This window comes from Candidatus Omnitrophota bacterium (genome assembly GCA_018894435.1).
Classification (GTDB): domain Bacteria; phylum Omnitrophota; class Gorgyraeia; order JAHIPI01; family JAHIPI01; genus JAHIPI01.
Genome location: JAHIPI010000079.1, coordinates 1 through 16,141, shown reverse-complemented (window position 1 = coordinate 16,141; position 16,141 = coordinate 1). Strand labels below are relative to the sequence as shown.

Sequence of the window (16,141 nt, the reverse complement as noted above, 5' to 3'; positions counted from 1 at the left end):
ACCTTCGGTCTAAAAATAGATTACGCTGTTCGGTAGCGCAATGTGGATATCCACATTTGCGGTCTTTATAATAAAATACCCTATTATAGCCAGAAAGAGTACGCGGCATACAGTATTTGATCTATCCCACACCCATATCACTAAGCGGCCGGCGAGCATAAGAAAAATAGGTATGACGGGCAGTAGATAGCGCGACTGATAATTGCCCCATATCACAAAAAAGAACATCATTAAAGATGCGCTAAGTATCAATAGTAGATCCTCCCGGCTGCCCCCTAACGAAAAAAGTACCATGGATATAAAAGATAAGAGATATAGAGGCGATAACTCGAGCAGCCTGCCAAAATAGAAGGTCCATGGCTCTCCGGCAAACATGCCGATTTCATAACCCGTCTGCGGCAGCCGGTTATATATAAATGCATTCTCCGCCGCCGCGCGGAAAGACGGGCAGAAGAGAGCCATTGCAGCAAAGAGAGTGATAATCACTGCCCATAGCGCAAATGGGGCGCGTTTAAAACCGGGCCTATGGCCAATAAGCCTTGTAGTAAGCAGTAATATAATGGCCGCTATGACGGACAAAGAGGCGATGAGAACTTTATAATTCAGGAATTTGTAAAATTCACTGTGGACAAAGATCATATCACGGAGAAAAGAGCTTCCGTAAACTTTGTAATTCCACAAAATCCACGGCGAGAATATCACCGCCGCAATAATAAATATAAACCAGAAATTCCGCCTGTAAATGAGCTTTTCGTCGAAGAGGACGGCGAATATGAATATAGAAATAAGCGAGATCAATCCCGTATATTTTGTAAGAAGGGCCAGACCGGCAAATATCCCGCTTAAGAGCAGCAATTTATCCGACTGGACGATTCCGCAGAAGAAGAACAGCAGCGCAAGGAGCATAAACAGTGTCAGGGTCGTCTCCATCCATATCTTTTCGGAGCATATCCAGTGTATCGGGTCTATGCTCAGAAAAAACGCGGCGAGGAGCCCTACGCGGTAGTCGTAGAGTTTTGCCGCTAAGACGAAAGTAAATACGATGATTAAGATCCCGGATAAGAGCGGCGCCAGAATTGCGGGCATAGAGCCAAAGATATCGGCCTCTCCCGCGAGATAAGTGAGCGATATTAACCACGGAAAGAGAGGTGGATGTTTAAATATGGGCCTGTTTATATAAGCCGGCATCCGGTGCTGCTGTTTGAGCTGTGCGTCCACCTCCGGAATGTAATCCGTCGGATCTTCTTTTAACTGCTCCCCCAGACGCAGGTAAAGGATCTCGTCAAAAGTGGCGTGGTGGGGCTGGCGAAAGCCTATATTCCGTATGCCGAAGCTGTAAATGAGTATAATCGCGAGAAGGAGCGGAATATATATAGATTTTTCGGAGAATTTCTTAAGCATTATGCCTACGGAAAAAGTATGTTTGGATAATAGGAGCTATAGAATGGATTATAAAACTCCACATGTTGGGAGCAAGGCGCGAAGGCCGCAGTGTCAGGTTTGTTTCTATGGGTATTGTAGTCAGGGTAATATTCTCTCTGGCGGCAAAGAGTATAGTTTCAATGGTGTGCGAGAATTTGGCCTTAAGATTGAGCTTTAGTGCCGCTTCTCTGCTTATAGCCCGGAAGCCGCTGGTAGCATCATAAACAGGGGTGCCCGAAGCCCTGCGAACCACAAAATTGCCCAGGATCTGTAATTGTCTTTTAAGGGGGCTGAACTGCTTCATAGTTCTGACGCGACGGTCGCCGATTACGATTTCTGCCTCTTTTTCGAGGATAGGTTTAATAATCCCGGGGATATCTTTCCCCCTGTACTGGTTATCCCCGTCCGTATTTACGATTATATCCGCCCCGAGCGCCAGAGCTGTTTTTATGCCGGATAAAAAGGCCTCCCCGAGACCCCTGGTCTTATCAAGGCATACGATATGGTCCGCGCCGTTATCTATGGCTATTTCTGCGGTTCTGTCACTCGAGCCGTCGTCAATAACCAATACTTCTACCCTATCAACACCGGGAATACATCGGGGGATGTCCCTTATGGTCCGGGCGATGCTTTCTTCTTCGTTTAGACAGGGTATCTGGACAATGAGTTTCATATCTTTAAGTGTTTCCTGTCTTATTATATCAGGCACACCGCGGAAAAACAACGGGATTTAAAGGATATAAAAGTATTGGACACTAGCTATGCATCGGAGTTATAATAATATAGAAGATATTTCGCTTGTTGATGCTGATAGTAGAGTATATGAAAATATGGGGAAAACTTGTACTGGGAACATGGCAGTAGATACTATGGTCCGGATATTTAAAGAGTCGGTCAAATGGCGGGATCTGATCATTGCGTTGGCTCTAAAAGAATTGAAACAGCGTTATAAGCAGAGGTATTTAAGGGCTGCTTGGGCGGCAGTCAATCCTCTTTTTACCATGGTCATTTTCGTTTTTATCTTTTCCCGCGTGGCCGGATTTTCTTCCGAAGGCGTGCCTTATCCGGTTTTTAATTTTGTGGCTTTGGTGCCGTGGTCTTTTTTTGCAGGCTGCCTGGTCCTTTCATGCAATTCTCTGATATCAAATTATAATCTGATCACCCGGCTGAGATTCCCCAGGATAACCATACCCATCTCGTCGGTAATGGCGAACTTGCTTGATTTCGCGATCACCATATTTATACTCGCCGTTATGTTCGCTATGTATCATATCAGTATAGGGATCAGCGCAATATACCTTATTCCCGTATTTTTAATCCAGCTTCTTTTTACTTTCGGCATGGCCTTCATTTTGTCGATCTCGAACGCGTATTTAAGGGACATTCAGAGCTCGCTTACAGTCATTATTCAGGCCTGGATGTTAATTTCTCCCGTAGCTTATTCACTCGATATGATAGGGGAAAAGTACCGCTTTTTTTATTTATTAAACCCCATGGCCGGGATACTGGATAGCTACAGAAAAATCCTGATCCATAATACCGCGCCGGACTTTTATTGTATCTCAATTTCATTTTTTGTGTCTTTGGCTGTGTTTGTACTCGGATATTGGTTTTTTAAAAAGCTGGAACGCGATCTGGCGGATATCATTTAATATGAACGCGATAGAATTTGCAGAAATTTGGAAGCAATACCATAAAAGGGAGTTTTTCTTTGCCAAATCCGACCTTTTTTGGGCCATCAGAGGCATATCCTTTTCCGTTAAACAGGGCGAAACCGTGAGCATAATCGGCCCGAACGGCGCCGGGAAGACGACAATAATAAAACTTATCTCAAAGATAATCTATCCCACAAAGGGGGCGCTTACGGTAAAAGGCAGGGTCGTACCCCTGATAACTATGGAAAGCTGCTTAAACCCCCTTTTAAATGTGCGGGAAAACGTATTCCTGCTGATATCGGTGTTCGGTCTGAAAAAGCAGAACCGAGAAAGGGCGTTTGAAGATATAATCGCCTTTTCCGGATTAAAAGAGTTCTTAGAGATGCCTATAAAAAAATTCTCCGGCGGCATGTGTTCGCGCCTCTCTTTTTCCATAGCTATCCATATGCCCAGCGATATCCTGGTGATTGACGAAATCCTGGCTGTGGGGGATCAGGAATTCCAGGAAAAATGCTTTCGGAAAATAGGTCAGTTTAAAAAAGAAGGCAAGACCATTATCTTCGTGTCGCACAATATGAATGATGTCAGAGGGGTATCTGACCGGGCTATCTGGGTTGACCACGGAACGATTCGTGAGGAAGGGGCTACGGATACTGTCGTAACTTCATATTTAACGGCAAAAGAGGAGTATTGACGGGTTATTCTTGTTGACCGTCCACCGCCGTTATAGTAGGCTATTAACAAAGCGATTAACAGCATAATGAGCAATAAGATAAAAATATTAATAGTATCCCCTTACTCACTGTTTCCGGTCCATTCAGGCGGAAAGATACGGATTTTTGAAATAGCGCGCAATCTTTCGGAATATGACTTTGAAGTAACCGTGATTGACCCCTTCATCAAGATACGTAAGCGCAGTACCATAGTGATAAACGACAGACTGAGGATATGTTCGGTAAATTATCCGTTGTCCAGCATTTTTGCTTTATGCGCTTACAGATTTCTGCCCTTTCAGTATATTGTCTCATTTCACCCCGGTTACAGGTTTTTTATAAGGGAATATCTTAGAGCATTTGACATATATCAGTTCGAGCATGCCAGTTTTGCCGATCTACTCGATCATCTGCCGTCACAAAAAATAGTCATTTATGACGCCCATAATGTTGAATATGATTATGTAAAGTCGGAATGCCGCACTGCGTTCGCGAACAAACTGGCGTTAAACAGGATATATGACCTTGAAAAAAAGCTTATCCTGCGTTCCGCCGGAATATTTACCTGTTCGGAAGAGGACAAGAACAGGTTCGTAGCGCTTTATGGTGCCGAGAAGGACAAGATTTCGGTCATACCAAACGGTGTTAAGCAGGTTTCAAATCATAGCGGAATAGAAGATGATATAATAAAGAAATTTCCCAGGCTCTCTCAGTTTGATAGGAGGATACTTTTTTCCGGAAGCGATGTGGAGCACAACCGGGTCGCGGTCAGGTTTATATTAGATAAGCTGGCCTCACAGCTTAAAAGAGAATGCGCTTTTATTATAAAAGGCACTTGCGGAAAAAGGTTCAAAAAGTATAAAATAGATAATGTATTTATAAACGCGGACGGCGGCGACATTAAATCATACGCGGCAGTCTCGACCGCGGCCATAAACCCCGTTACACAGGGAGGCGGGACGTCTTTAAAGGTCCTTGATTACCTTACCTATAATCTGCCGGTTGTGTCTACCGAATTCGGCATGAGGGGATATGGCGACTTAAAGCCGTTTGTTACGGTAAGCAGCCTGAACCGCTTCGCCGACGCTATTCTCAAAACACGGTATTTATCATCCGAAGTTACAGAAGTGCTGAAAGGATACCTGTGGAGTAGCAGCACTTCAAAAATAAAAGATATCTACTTATTGCTGAAAGAAAAGGTGGCAAATGGTGAACAAGCTGTTTATTAACACTGAAAAAGGCTTCGCCGCGATAAGGATGATTGTGATTGCCGTTATTCTCGGAGTTTTAATTATCGGGATTTTCGTCAAATTCGCGCATGACAGGCGTAAAGTAGATAAGCAGTTAGCAGTTGCCATTACCAAGATCAACCTGGAAAACCTCCGCAAAGCCGTTATTAGTTTTTATGCGATGGAAAAACGATGCCCACGCACCGATCTATCCAATTTGGCGGACGGAACCTCCCCCAGCGGACGCGTACATATTCAGGGCATACCGGAGGACGGGGTAACAGGGTCAAGGAAAGTGGTAAATTATCAGGGAAATTCCGGTGGTTGGTACTGGGACAATATCGGTAAAAAGGTTCATGTTAATTTAACCGGTAATGATGTTAACGGAAAGCCCTATAGCGAATATTAGGGCAGAGGGAAGGCGGAATTTGACAGATGGGCGGATTTCTGATATCTATAGACGGAATTGACGGAAGCGGAAAAACGACTCAGGCAAAGCTTCTTTATGACTACCTGTCTCAGACGCGCAGCGATGCCTTGTTACTGGTAGCACCCGGTGACAGGCCGATAGGCCGGTTCATACATCAGCTGGGCCGATCTGGGCTTATTCGCGGGCTTAACCATTCCGTCGCGTCTTTACTATGGGCGGCGGATATAGCGGAACTTGTGAGCGCAAGATTAAATCCCGCCATGGCGGCGGATAAGACGATAATAGCAGACAGGTATTTTTACTCAAATATTGCCTATGCCGCGGCGATGAATGTTGACTATAACTGGATTACGCATGTCTATGAATTTGCGAGAGAACCGGACCTGAGCATTTTACTGGATGCCGCGGAGGAAATTGCCATAGGGCGGATACAAAACAGGAATAAACCTACTTCTTGCCATGAAAGAGATATACGGTTTTTGGCGAATCTGAGAAAGCATTTTTTGCGTTTAAGCACAGAACGCGACATCGTTATCGTTAATTCTAACGGCTCGATCACCGAAACGCAGCAAGAGATAAGAAAGGTTGTTGCGTTCAGACTAAAATTACTGCAACTGTGTCCCGCAGATGCTTCTTAAGGGCTTCTTTATTAAATAGAATCTCAGGACCTTGTAGGAGATAATAAAGGAAAATATAATATTCCTGATCAGTATCTTCATGCCCCTGAAACGTACCTGTTTATTATCTGAAAGGCCCAGTTTCAAATCCACCGTTTCCTTCAGGTGTCTGCCGTTAGCTATTCTATGGTGCAGCATAACAGCCGACAGTTTGATCTCCCCCGGGAAAATAACGTAGCGCAATAGCTTGAATCTACGTTCTAGAACGGCATAGCTTTCCGATGTAAGGCGTTTTGTCAGGACATACTCGATGGTTATCTGCCGCAGGTAATTTATTTTGATCTTGTTAATATGGGCATCATATATATCTGTATTTAATAATTTTTTTAAACAGAAAAGAGCGAAGAAGGCACATGTTCTAAGATAACCATCTTTTCCAGCTTCCTTCAAAACGTAGTCCCAGTCGAAATCTCCTTTATATTTTTGAAGTAATGACGCCATATCATATAGGTTTTTCAGGAGGCGGCGATAACATATATTCGATGCCAGGCATAAAAAAAGATCCTCCGGCGATGGGACGCCCGTTTCCTTCCCGTCGATCGTATAGCTTTTTTTCTTTTGCCAGATTTCAGAAGGTAAGGAGTTTTTGTCTACGCCGTACCTGAATTTTGTATGGACATCCACTTCTATTTTATCATTACTGATAGTGTCGTTTATATACGTATAATGGTTTTTTGCGTCATCGCGAATTTTCTTATAGCCCAAGCGGAGGAGATCGTTTGTTACAACATCAACATCCTTACTTCTTATTAAGATGTCAATATCAGACATTTTTCTTATACCTATGTTGGAATAGACTGTCTTTATCAGAATAATACCTTTTAATGGAAGATAGTCTATTTCTTTTTCGCGCAGAGTATCTGTAATTCTGCAGAATTCCTGCCAAAGGAGGGTATTCTTTTTTAAAGTTTTTTCATAGTAGCTCGTAAGAGCGTTTATTACGGGTGAGGGTAGAGAAGAATTGATGCCATAACGTTTATTTAATTCGTAATATATAAGTGGCTCAATTTTATAGGAAATAGCAGCACTCAATACCGCCGTCCAATCTATATCCTGCTTAATAAAACGATGACTTGGTAGGTCAAAGGAATCATAGATGCTATTTCTCAAAAGATAAATAATAAAGGCCTTTTCTTTTGGGATTTTTTTAATGAGGTCTTTCATCCCGCTCATTATAACAGGAAGGGCGGGATGAAACAACGAAATTTTCAATCTTGTCTGCTGCGGGCATGCTAACCTTATCATCAGATAGAAGTGCTTAGTTTCACTATTATTGACATCGCCAGATTCATATGGTATATTATATCCTAATATTGAGGGGGGTCAATGTACGTCATAATCTTAGGTTGCGGCAGGGTGGGCTCTGAGCTTGCGAAGCTTCTATCAAGCGAAGGCCACAATGTCGTCGTAATAGACAGGAATCCCACCAGCTTTGAACGCCTTGGGAGGACATTTAACGGCATTACGCTGGTAGGCAACGGCTTTGATATAGATTCGCTTAAGGCGGCCGGCATTACTCAGGCCCAGGCATTCTGCGCCGTTACAAACGGCGACAATACAAACCTTGTTGCCGCTCAGGTCGCCAAGAAGATATTTAACGTCCCTAAAGTCATAGTGAGGGTTTACGATCCGAACAGAGCCAATATTTATAAGGCGCTGGGATTAGACGTTATAAGCGGTACTATACTTTTCGCCGCTATGATAAGGGACAAGGTAGTTGAATCAAAATTTTCGAGCTATCTTATAGAAAGTGGCGAATTAGGCGTTTTAGAAATAGAAGTGAATAAGGACTTGCAGGGAAAGGCAGTAGGAGAAATAAATGTCCCCGGCGAGCTTATAGTTACAATCGTAAAGAGAGTAGAAGGCATTATAATACCCGAATTGAATACAAATGTCAAAATCGGCGATACGCTCCTTGCCGTAATTAAGATAGCAAGCCTTGACAGAATAAGGAAGAGATTCGGTATCGTATAAACGAGCGCGGGGTAATATATGTATATAGTCATAATTGGCGGAGGGAAGGTAGGATACTTTCTTGCCAGGAAACTTTGCACAGACAAGCACACGGTGGCTGTAATAGACAAAAGTAAAGCCGTATGCGATGAAATAGCCAAAGACAACAATTTCCTGGTTATAAACGGCGACGCTTGCGAGCTCAAGATTCTTGAAGATGCGGGTATTTCGCGCGCGAACGTCGTTGCGGCAGTTACGGGCGACGACGAAGATAACCTTGTCATATGCCAGCTTGCCAAAGAGAGATTTGGCGTAGAAAGGACCGTCGCCAGGGTCAACGATCCAAAGAATGAGCGGACCTTTGCGGAGCTTGGCATAGATATCCCCATAGATGCGACAAGGATTCTGGCGAAGATCATAGAAGAAGAAGTATCTTTCGCGGATTTTGTAAACCTTATGAGTTTCAATAGAGGCAAGCTCGCCATAGTGCGCGTGGATCTTCCCAAAGATTCGCCTGTCATAAACAAAATGGTGCAGGAGATAACCCTTCCCTCCGATTCAGTCCTTGTTTCTATCATACGCGCGGGCGATGTCGTTATACCCAAAGGAAAGACCGTTTTAAAAGCCGGTGACGATATAATAGCGCTTACCCTTGTAGAAAATAAACAGCAGCTTCTTGAACTGTTTGTAGGGAAGATCTAATGAAAAATCCGATTGTGCAGGCGATTATAGGCATAACTATTGAAGTGAGCGCCATCTTATTCATTATGCTCATTTGTTTTTTCATCTCGACGCTATTTACAATGTAACCAAAAAAATCCGGCTGAAAGTATGATCCCAAGACCCCAAAAAGAAGACTTCAAGATCATAGGTTATTATTTAGGGAAAATAGCATTCGGTTTAGGCGTAATGATGCTGATTCCCCTTGCACTCGGCCTTGCCTACGGAGAGACGAACCCTTCATTAGACTTTCTTATTTCCATATCTCTTACTCTAAGCTTGGGTATGCTCTTGACTATATTGTGCCATACCGAACGCGATCCCAAATGGATGCATGGCATGGTCATAGTATCTTTGAGCTGGTTAGTCGCTATGTTTCTTGGCGCTATACCTCTTTATTTGAGCGGCCATTTCAAATCGTACCTTGATGCCTGCTTTGACGCTATGAGCGGATTCGCCACTACAGGCCTGACGCTGATCCAAAACCTTGACCACCTGTCTTATTCGCACAATCTATGGCGGCATCTTATTATGTTCATAGGCGGCCAAGGTATAGTCATAGTCGCGCTCTCATTTTTGGTGCGCGGCGCCGCAGGCGCTTTCAGTATATACGCGGGAGAGGCAAGAGAAGAGCGCATATTGCCGAACGTTATATCTACCGCAAGGTTTATCTGGCTGGTCAGCATAACGTATCTTATATTGGGAACATCAGTCTTGACGTTTGTCGCATTTTACGAAGGTATACCTTTGAAAAATTCCCTTTTCCACGGGGTGTGCATATTTATTGCGGCCTTTGATACCGGAGGGTTTACGCCGCAGTCGCAGAGTATTCTCTACTACCACAGTTTTTTATTTGAAATAACCACGATAGTGATAATGCTTCTTGGTGCCCTTAATTTTAAACTCCACTATGCTATATGGTCCGGTAACAAAGCGGAAATAAGGCGCAATATAGAGACGACCACGCTTTTCATAACGATTATGGCGACCTTCATCATTACGGCCTTCGGGTTAAAACAGTTTGATACCTATCCCCATGCGATAGCGTTTTTCCGTAAAGGATTTTACCAGCTGATATCAAGCCACAGCGGTACGGGCTATATGACTATTTACGCAAAACAGTTCATAAAAGAGTGGGGGCCGCTGGCGCTAATAGGCATTACCATCGCTATGGCATTCGGCGGAAGCACCTGCTCTACGACGGGCGGTATCAAGGCGCTCAGGCTGGGCATTATATTTAAGGCGATGGCTCACGATATACGGCGCATAATCCTGCCGGAAAGCGCAGTCGTTGTCGGGAAATTCCATCATATAAAGGAAATTGTTTTAGGGGATAAACAGGTGCGATCCGCCTGCCTTATTACTTTGGCGTATATTGCGCTTTATGTCGGCGGCGCTATTGTGGGTATGTGCCTGGGCTATCCTTTTCTTGACTCTTTGTTCGAATCGACATCCGCCTCTGCCAATGTCGGGCTTTCCTGCGGCATAACTGCCGCGAGCATGCCGACTTTATTGAAGATAACCTATATGTTTCAGATGTGGGCGGGCAGGCTTGAATTTGTTGCCATATTTACTTTGGCAGGGTTTTTTATAGCTGCTGTAAAGGGGAAATGATTATGAAAAGAGCTATCAGCTATCAGCTATCAGCTATCAGCTTATTGTTTATATTTTCGGCTATATGTCATGCCGAGCCAGTCTCCAGCGTCGAGCTTATCGACGATGCGGTAGGGTACGACGGAAAAACCGTGGCATATGAGGGCGAGGTCATAGGCGACATAATGGCGCGCGGCGAACATGTCTGGGTAAATGTCAAAGACGCTGCTACCGCTATAGGGATATGGGCGCCTAAGGGCCTTGTAAAAGATATTGCGAATAAGGGCGCTTATAATCAAATAGGCGATTTAATAGAAGTGAAGGGCACGTTTAACCGCAGCTGTAGTGAACATGGCGGGGACCTGGATATTCACGCAAACAGCCTGGTTATATTAAAAGAGGGTTATAAGATCACCGTGCCGATCGACAAGCTTAAAGTGCGCTACGCGATACTTTTTGGGATAATACTGATTTTTGTATCTATATGGAAGGTCTACAAGAAATTTATTTCTTCTTTCGGCCAATAGTTTTGGTAGGGCAGGCCTCGAAACATTTCCCCATGTTATTGCAGATCTCATAATCAATCACGGCTAAATTGTCTATTATCTTTATGGCATTTACAGGGCAGGCCTTCTCGCACTTCCGGCATCCGATACAGCCCACTGAGCAGGCATCCATAACAGCTTTTCCCATATCGAGCGATTTGCAGCGTATAGAGTAAATCTTCGAGGTAGGCTCAAGTGTGAATAATTTATTTGGACAGACAAGGATGCAGTTTCCGCACGCGGTGCATTTTTCTTCATCTACGACAGGCAGCCCCTCATCGTTCATGGTTATGGCGCCAAACGAACACACTTCTACGCAGCTTCCGTAGCCTATGCAGCCGTATCGGCACGCCTTGGGCCCGCCCATCACGAGATTTGCGGCGGTGCAATCCTCGATCCCCGCGTAGATAAACTTATCCTTTGCCCTTTTGTTCCCGCCGTGGCAATGGAGTATCGCAACCTGCTTTATCCTTGCCTTTAATTCTATGCCTAAAATATTCGATATCTCTTTCTGCGCCTCTTCTTTAATACCTGAGCAGCGATCTATGGTGCAGGTACCGTGGATAAGCGCTTCCGCAAAACCCATGCAGCCGCCCGCGCCGCATGCCCCGCAGTTTGCTCCGGGTAGATGCTTGTATATCTCTTCTATGCGCGGGTCCATGAGGATGCAGAATTTCTTTGAGGCCATGGCAAGCCCGATGCCGAAGGCCACACCCAAAATCGTCAGGGTCAAAACAGGAATTATTATATCCATAGGGTTCATAATTTAAATCCGCTAAATCCCATGAAGGCCAGGCTCATGAGCGAAGCCACGATAAATGCTATGGGGATGCCCTTAAGGCTTTCCGGTACATCTATCAATTCAAGGCGCTCTCTTATGCCCGACATCATTATAAGCGCCAGCATAAATCCTATGCCGGCGAAGAACGCCTGACATACGGCGTAAACAAAGCTTCCCGCCACAGCGCCTCCGGAAGAGAAAAAGTCGTTTGAGTTAAGGACGGTAACGCCCAGGACAGCGCAATTTGTGGTTATGAGAGGTAGATATATGCCCAGAGCTTTGTATAAAGGAGGAGAGGTCTTGCGTATGACCATTTCTACGAATTGGACAAATGCCCCTATGACGAGTATGAAGCTTATTGTCCTGAGGTACTCTATGCGGAAAGGGATAAGTATAAAATTATAAAGCCCCCATGTTATAATGGCCGAGGACGTCATTACGAATATGACCGCAAAGCCCATTGATATAGCCGGCTTCATATCTTTTGATACGCCGAGGAAGGGGCACAATCCCAGGAATTTAGATAGGATAAAATTATTTATGAAGATCATGCTTATCGCTATGGATATTAATTTACCTATTTCCATTACTTTCCGGCCCTTTCCATCCGTTTTTGCCGCATTAAATTCGTCAGGCCTATAAGAAGGCCCAGTGTCAGAAGGGCGCCCGGCGCCAATACCATCATTATCACAGGCTCGAAGTTATTTAATAATTTTATTCCCATTATGCTGCCCGAGCCCATCAACTCGCGTATAGAGGAGATCAAGACTAACGCAAGAGTGAAGCCCGCGCCCATGCCCAAGCCGTCAAAGACAGAAGGTAAAATAGGATTTTTGGAGGCAAATGCCTCTGCCCGCGCGAGGATTATGCAATTTACCACTATGAGCGGCACGAAAATGCCGAGCGATTCATCCAAAGCCGGAAAATATGCCTTCAGGACAAGCTCGCATATCGTTACAAATGTCGCTATTACCACTATAAAAGCCGGCAGGCGTATCTTGCCGGGTATAAAATGGCGCAGCGACGAGATTATTGTGTTTGAACCTACCAGCACAAAAGTGGCCGCAACTCCCATACCGATAGCGTTTTGCACGGATGTGGAAACCGCAAGAGTGGGGCAGAGGCCCAGTATCATCCCGAACGTCGGGTTTTCAACCGTAATGCCCTTTGTGAATTCGCGTATTAACCGTTTCATCTTTTATTATGTTTCTAACCTGGTTAGTCTAACCAGGTTAGATGAGGACCCATAGGGTCTTGGTTTTACATACCTGTCAATCAGAGGCACAAAAACGTTCATTATTAAAATGGCATAGGAGACGCCTTCGGGGTAGCCGCCGAACCGGCGTATGACAAAAGCGATAGCTCCGCAGGCGATGCCGAATATAAGCTGTCCTTGTTTTGTCATCGGCGAAGTTACATAATCAGTCGCCATGAAGAATGCCCCCAACACTAAACCTCCCGACATGATGCTGAATAAGAAATCGCCTTTAAAAAATCCCTGGGCGCCGAAGACCCAGCTTAAAAATCCGAGCGTCAATATAAAACCAAACGGCGTTTGCCACCAGATATATTTTTTCAATAAAAGGTAAGCCGCGCCGATTAAAAGCGCCGCGATGCATATTTCGCCGATACAACCGCCGCGTTTACCTAAAAACATATCAAAATATGTAAGATCCAACTGGGATAATGCCTGAACTTTGCCCTCTTTAAACATTACAAGAGGCGTGGCGGATGTTATGGCGTCCACACTTAACGGTTTTGGGAATTCAGTCATCTGTTTGGGCCAGGATGCCAAAAGAAATGCGCGGGCACCGAGCGCCGGGTTAAATATATTGGCCCCCAAACCGCCGAATACCTGTTTGCAAATCGCTATAGCAAAAAATCCGCCGGCTACGGGTATCCATAAAGGAACGCTTGCGGAAAGATTGTACGCTAAAAGAAGCCCTGTAAGCGCCGCAGAGCCGTCGGTAATAGTAATTTTTCGGTTAGTCAGCTTCTGTATTAATGCCTCGCTTATGATGCAGCTTAATATTGATACCATAATGACCTTTAATGCGGGCATGCCGAATATTACCACGCCGGCAATACCGGCAGGAATGAGAGCTAAAAATACAGCCCACATTACTTTTGATACCGTCTCCCCGCCGTGTATATGCGGGGACGCGCTTACTATCAGCCTATTTTGCATTTTTTACTTCCTTTAATAATGTTTCCTTAAGTTCCGATATCTTATCTTTTACTGAATTTATGACAGCGCTTGAGGAGATCGTAGCTCCGGTTATGGTATCCACTTCGCTAAGGGAAGCGAGGTCTTTTCCCTTGAACTCGCCAAGGAACTTTGGTTCGGTAACTCTTGTCCCCAGCCCCGGCGTCTCATTTTGAGAAAGGATTTTGACGTTTGTGATTTCGAGATTAAGCCCGAGTCCTGCCATGGCTTCAATATCAGAAGAATATCCCTTGCTCTCAGATTTCACTACAAACCCGTTTAGGCGCCCTGAGCTATCATAAGCTTTATAATAGAGAAACTCGCCGTCTTTCGATACCGGCTCGAAATTGCCGGAGTCAGGCATGACTTCCTTTAAGGCAAGGCGCTCCTCTTTTTCCTTTTCAATCTCGATACGCGGCTCAGTAACGGCGTTGACTACAGCCAATATGCCGCTAGCCAGGAAACATATAATGCCCAAAATAAAACCGTATCTTACCAGCTCTTTCATTTAGGTATCCTTGTTTTGGCGTATTTGATGGCTTGTACGATATTCCGTTTTTGCGGGCAGACATAATTACAGGCGCCGCACTCCATGCATTCCAAACATCCGTAGGCCTTAGCCAGATCCCACTTTTCTTTTTCCGAAGCTAAACTCATCATGCATGGCATAAGTCCGAGCGGGCAGTACTCTACGCAGCGTGCGCAGCGTATGCAAAGCCTCTCTTTAGCCGCATCAATTTCACCTTCCGAAAGCAAAATTATGCCGTTAGTGCTTTTTATTACGGGGACTTCAAGGCTGTACTGGGCTATACCCATCATAGGCCCGCCGAATACGATCTTTTTTGGCTCTTTCTTTAACGGGCCGCATTGTTCTATAAGTTCTTTTATCGGCGTGCCGATACGCGTTAATAAATTAGCAGGGCGTTCAAGGCAGTCGCCGGTCACAGTTACAACCCTTTCGTATAACGGCTTACCCAGATATACCGCTTCATACACCGCGTAGGTGGTAGCCACATTCTGCACCAGCGCGCCTACGTCAAACGGCAGTTTACCGGAAGGCACCTCGCGCTTTAATACCGCTTTGATCAGCTGTTTTTCGCCGCCTTGGGGGTAGGCCGATTTTATTACGCGTATTATGTATTTCCTGCCGCCTATCGCGTCTTTAAAATGCTTTATTGCCTCGGGCTTATTGTCCTCGATGGCGATATATACCTTCTTTACACCGGTGCACCTGGCTATAACCTCAAGTCCCAGCAGTATCTCTTTGGTCTTTTCTATCATCAGGCGGCTGTCGCTCGTAAGATATGGCTCGCACTCAGCGCCGTTCAGTATTAAACTGTCTACCGGCTTGGGAGGGGAGAGTTTGATGTGGGTAGGAAAGCTTGCTCCGCCCATGCCTACTATGCCGGCGTCGAATATTATCGTGCGGATAAGATCGGCGGATAATTTTTCAATCTCGTCTTTTTTGCGGGATATAAAATCTGCGGGGGTGTCTAAACCGTCGGATTCTATGGCTATGGCTTTGCACGTTCCCAGCACGGGGTGCGGATAGTCATTTATGGATTTTACTTTTCCTGAAACGGAGCTGTGTATCGGCGAAAATAGCGCCTTCTCGCTCAAAGTCGCGATCAACTGTCCGGTTTTTACCGGGTCGCCTGCTTTGACCACGCTCTGACAGATTTTTCCCATATGCTGCGACAGGGGTATATGTACTTTGCCAGGCGCCTTTGCCTTTTGTATCGACAAACCTTCTGTTTGCCGTTTCTCCTCATTGAGATGTATCATAGTTTAAATATTGTAGCAGAATCACACCCCTTGTCAATTAAATTGTACTGAATTGTATTGACTTTTAGGCTAATTATACCTAAAATGAGTAGAAATTTATTATTATCTAACCAGGTTAGACTAACCTGGTTAGAGAGTGGAGGTCTTATATGCAGTGTTTGGATTTATTATGGTTGGCTCCCGTGGGCTCCATACTGGCCTTGTCTTTTGCTGTATACTTTACCCTTTTTATAATGAGGCAGGATGAAGGGAATGAGAAGATGCGGGAGATCGCCCAGGCAGTCAGAATAGGCGCCAGGGCCTACATTAAGCGGCAGTATATGGGCGTATCTATTTTTTTTATAGTGGCATTTTTTATACTTCTTGCTATGTCGTTTAAGGGTTATTTGGTCATTTTTGTTCCGTTTGCTTTTTTGACGGGAGGTTTTTTTT

19 protein-coding genes are annotated in these 16,141 nt (G+C 44.8%); 10 read left to right on the top strand and 9 right to left on the bottom strand.

Annotation, left to right across the window (positions count from 1 at the left end):
* Positions 1-9: 9 nt before the first annotated feature.
* Together KKI13_06590 and KKI13_06585 are read right to left on the bottom strand one after the other, a co-directional pair.
* Positions 10-1,401, bottom strand: a complete 1,392-nt coding sequence (locus KKI13_06590; protein MBU4488706.1) for a glycosyltransferase family 39 protein — start codon at positions 1,399-1,401, stop codon at positions 10-12.
* A complete protein-coding gene (locus tag KKI13_06585) occupies positions 1,394-2,095 on the bottom strand; it encodes a glycosyltransferase family 2 protein (GenBank protein MBU4488705.1) in 702 nt (233 codons plus the stop codon). Before KKI13_06585 ends, KKI13_06590 begins: the two co-directional genes overlap by 8 nt.
* Before the next feature lie 88 nt (positions 2,096-2,183).
* On the opposite strand from KKI13_06585, the gene KKI13_06580 reads away from it, so the two are divergent.
* From KKI13_06580 to tmk, 5 genes are all read left to right on the top strand, one after another.
* Entirely contained in the window at positions 2,184-3,074 is an 891-nt protein-coding gene (locus KKI13_06580; GenBank protein ID MBU4488704.1) for an ABC transporter permease, read from the top strand.
* Position 3,075: 1 nt separating this feature from the next.
* Positions 3,076-3,771, top strand: a complete 696-nt coding sequence (locus KKI13_06575; GenBank protein ID MBU4488703.1) for an ATP-binding cassette domain-containing protein — start codon at positions 3,076-3,078, stop codon at positions 3,769-3,771.
* Positions 3,772-3,837: 66 nt separating this feature from the next.
* Positions 3,838-5,019 carry a glycosyltransferase gene (locus KKI13_06570; GenBank protein MBU4488702.1) on the top strand — a complete coding sequence of 394 codons (1,182 nt, stop codon included), beginning with the start codon at positions 3,838-3,840 and terminating at the stop codon, positions 5,017-5,019.
* Positions 4,997-5,428 carry a hypothetical protein gene (locus KKI13_06565; protein ID MBU4488701.1) on the top strand — a complete coding sequence of 144 codons (432 nt, stop codon included), beginning with the start codon at positions 4,997-4,999 and terminating at the stop codon, positions 5,426-5,428. The genes KKI13_06570 and KKI13_06565 overlap by 23 nt, the downstream gene beginning before the upstream one ends.
* Positions 5,429-5,454: 26 nt before the next feature.
* A complete protein-coding gene (gene tmk / locus KKI13_06560) occupies positions 5,455-6,087 on the top strand; it encodes a dTMP kinase (protein ID MBU4488700.1) in 633 nt (210 codons plus the stop codon).
* Here the strand turns inward: tmk and KKI13_06555 are convergent.
* Positions 6,055-7,371, bottom strand: coding sequence for a nucleotidyltransferase family protein (locus tag KKI13_06555; protein MBU4488699.1), 1,317 nt, complete (start codon positions 7,369-7,371; stop codon positions 6,055-6,057). The genes tmk and KKI13_06555 overlap by 33 nt on opposite strands.
* 81 nt (positions 7,372-7,452) lie before the next feature.
* Here KKI13_06555 and KKI13_06550 point away from each other — a divergent pair, with 81 nt between their 5' ends.
* From KKI13_06550 to KKI13_06535, 4 genes are all read left to right on the top strand, one after another.
* Positions 7,453-8,100 (top strand): TrkA family potassium uptake protein, encoded by a 648-nt coding sequence (locus KKI13_06550; GenBank protein ID MBU4488698.1) that lies wholly within the window; start codon positions 7,453-7,455, stop codon positions 8,098-8,100.
* An 18-nt stretch (positions 8,101-8,118) separates the two neighbouring features.
* The gene (locus tag KKI13_06545) at positions 8,119-8,781 is read left to right on the top strand and encodes a TrkA family potassium uptake protein (GenBank protein ID MBU4488697.1); all 663 of its coding nucleotides are present in this window, start codon (positions 8,119-8,121) and stop codon (positions 8,779-8,781) included.
* A gap of 129 nt (positions 8,782-8,910) precedes the next feature.
* Positions 8,911-10,413 carry a TrkH family potassium uptake protein gene (locus KKI13_06540; protein ID MBU4488696.1) on the top strand — a complete coding sequence of 501 codons (1,503 nt, stop codon included), beginning with the start codon at positions 8,911-8,913 and terminating at the stop codon, positions 10,411-10,413.
* A 2-nt stretch (positions 10,414-10,415) separates the two neighbouring features.
* Positions 10,416-10,919: a DNA-binding protein gene (locus KKI13_06535; protein ID MBU4488695.1), complete on the top strand. Its 504-nt coding sequence runs from the start codon at positions 10,416-10,418 to the stop codon at positions 10,917-10,919.
* On the opposite strand, the gene KKI13_06530 is transcribed toward KKI13_06535, so the two are convergent.
* Genes KKI13_06530 through rsxC form a run of 6 tightly spaced genes read right to left on the bottom strand, consistent with a single transcriptional unit; the run spans position 10,897 to position 15,709 of the window.
* Positions 10,897-11,700 carry an RnfABCDGE type electron transport complex subunit B gene (locus KKI13_06530; protein MBU4488694.1) on the bottom strand — a complete coding sequence of 268 codons (804 nt, stop codon included), beginning with the start codon at positions 11,698-11,700 and terminating at the stop codon, positions 10,897-10,899. The genes KKI13_06535 and KKI13_06530 overlap by 23 nt on opposite strands.
* The gene (locus KKI13_06525) at positions 11,697-12,305 is read right to left on the bottom strand and encodes an RnfABCDGE type electron transport complex subunit A (protein ID MBU4488693.1); all 609 of its coding nucleotides are present in this window, start codon (positions 12,303-12,305) and stop codon (positions 11,697-11,699) included. Before KKI13_06525 ends, KKI13_06530 begins: the two co-directional genes overlap by 4 nt.
* Positions 12,305-12,913, bottom strand: coding sequence for an electron transport complex subunit E (locus KKI13_06520; protein MBU4488692.1), 609 nt, complete (start codon positions 12,911-12,913; stop codon positions 12,305-12,307). The genes KKI13_06525 and KKI13_06520 overlap by 1 nt, the downstream gene beginning before the upstream one ends.
* A 6-nt stretch (positions 12,914-12,919) precedes the next feature.
* The gene (locus KKI13_06515) at positions 12,920-13,906 is read right to left on the bottom strand and encodes an RnfABCDGE type electron transport complex subunit D (protein ID MBU4488691.1); all 987 of its coding nucleotides are present in this window, start codon (positions 13,904-13,906) and stop codon (positions 12,920-12,922) included.
* Positions 13,896-14,432, bottom strand: coding sequence for an FMN-binding protein (locus KKI13_06510; GenBank protein MBU4488690.1), 537 nt, complete (start codon positions 14,430-14,432; stop codon positions 13,896-13,898). Before KKI13_06510 ends, KKI13_06515 begins: the two co-directional genes overlap by 11 nt.
* Positions 14,429-15,709: an electron transport complex subunit RsxC gene (gene rsxC / locus KKI13_06505; GenBank protein ID MBU4488689.1), complete on the bottom strand. Its 1,281-nt coding sequence runs from the start codon at positions 15,707-15,709 to the stop codon at positions 14,429-14,431. Before rsxC ends, KKI13_06510 begins: the two co-directional genes overlap by 4 nt.
* A gap of 158 nt (positions 15,710-15,867) precedes the next feature.
* Here rsxC and KKI13_06500 point away from each other — a divergent pair.
* Positions 15,868-16,141, top strand: a 274-nt coding sequence (locus tag KKI13_06500) for a sodium/proton-translocating pyrophosphatase (protein ID MBU4488688.1), incomplete at its 3' end; no start/stop codon positions are given.

What these genes read in the sequence shown, in the direction of transcription:
- KKI13_06565 (MBU4488701.1), top strand. Translation starts at nt 4,997, where the DNA reads ATGGTGAACAAGCTGTTTATTAACACTGAAAAAGGCTTCGCCGCGATA.
- KKI13_06515 (MBU4488691.1), bottom strand. Translation starts at nt 13,906, where the DNA reads ATGCAAAATAGGCTGATAGTAAGCGCGTCCCCGCATATACACGGCGGG.
- KKI13_06590 (MBU4488706.1), bottom strand. Translation starts at nt 1,401, where the DNA reads ATGCTTAAGAAATTCTCCGAAAAATCTATATATATTCCGCTCCTTCTC.
- KKI13_06555 (MBU4488699.1), bottom strand. Translation starts at nt 7,371, where the DNA reads ATGATAAGGTTAGCATGCCCGCAGCAGACAAGATTGAAAATTTCGTTG.
- KKI13_06520 (MBU4488692.1), bottom strand. Translation starts at nt 12,913, where the DNA reads ATGAAACGGTTAATACGCGAATTCACAAAGGGCATTACGGTTGAAAAC.
- KKI13_06525 (MBU4488693.1), bottom strand. Translation starts at nt 12,305, where the DNA reads ATGGAAATAGGTAAATTAATATCCATAGCGATAAGCATGATCTTCATA.
- KKI13_06570 (MBU4488702.1), top strand. Translation starts at nt 3,838, where the DNA reads ATGAGCAATAAGATAAAAATATTAATAGTATCCCCTTACTCACTGTTT.
- KKI13_06540 (MBU4488696.1), top strand. Translation starts at nt 8,911, where the DNA reads ATGATCCCAAGACCCCAAAAAGAAGACTTCAAGATCATAGGTTATTAT.
- rsxC (MBU4488689.1), bottom strand. Translation starts at nt 15,709, where the DNA reads ATGATACATCTCAATGAGGAGAAACGGCAAACAGAAGGTTTGTCGATA.
- KKI13_06575 (MBU4488703.1), top strand. Translation starts at nt 3,076, where the DNA reads ATGAACGCGATAGAATTTGCAGAAATTTGGAAGCAATACCATAAAAGG.
- KKI13_06585 (MBU4488705.1), bottom strand. Translation starts at nt 2,095, where the DNA reads ATGAAACTCATTGTCCAGATACCCTGTCTAAACGAAGAAGAAAGCATC.
- KKI13_06535 (MBU4488695.1), top strand. Translation starts at nt 10,416, where the DNA reads ATGAAAAGAGCTATCAGCTATCAGCTATCAGCTATCAGCTTATTGTTT.
- KKI13_06545 (MBU4488697.1), top strand. Translation starts at nt 8,119, where the DNA reads ATGTATATAGTCATAATTGGCGGAGGGAAGGTAGGATACTTTCTTGCC.
- KKI13_06510 (MBU4488690.1), bottom strand. Translation starts at nt 14,432, where the DNA reads ATGAAAGAGCTGGTAAGATACGGTTTTATTTTGGGCATTATATGTTTC.
- KKI13_06550 (MBU4488698.1), top strand. Translation starts at nt 7,453, where the DNA reads ATGTACGTCATAATCTTAGGTTGCGGCAGGGTGGGCTCTGAGCTTGCG.
- KKI13_06530 (MBU4488694.1), bottom strand. Translation starts at nt 11,700, where the DNA reads ATGAACCCTATGGATATAATAATTCCTGTTTTGACCCTGACGATTTTG.
- tmk (MBU4488700.1), top strand. Translation starts at nt 5,455, where the DNA reads ATGGGCGGATTTCTGATATCTATAGACGGAATTGACGGAAGCGGAAAA.
- KKI13_06580 (MBU4488704.1), top strand. Translation starts at nt 2,184, where the DNA reads ATGCATCGGAGTTATAATAATATAGAAGATATTTCGCTTGTTGATGCT.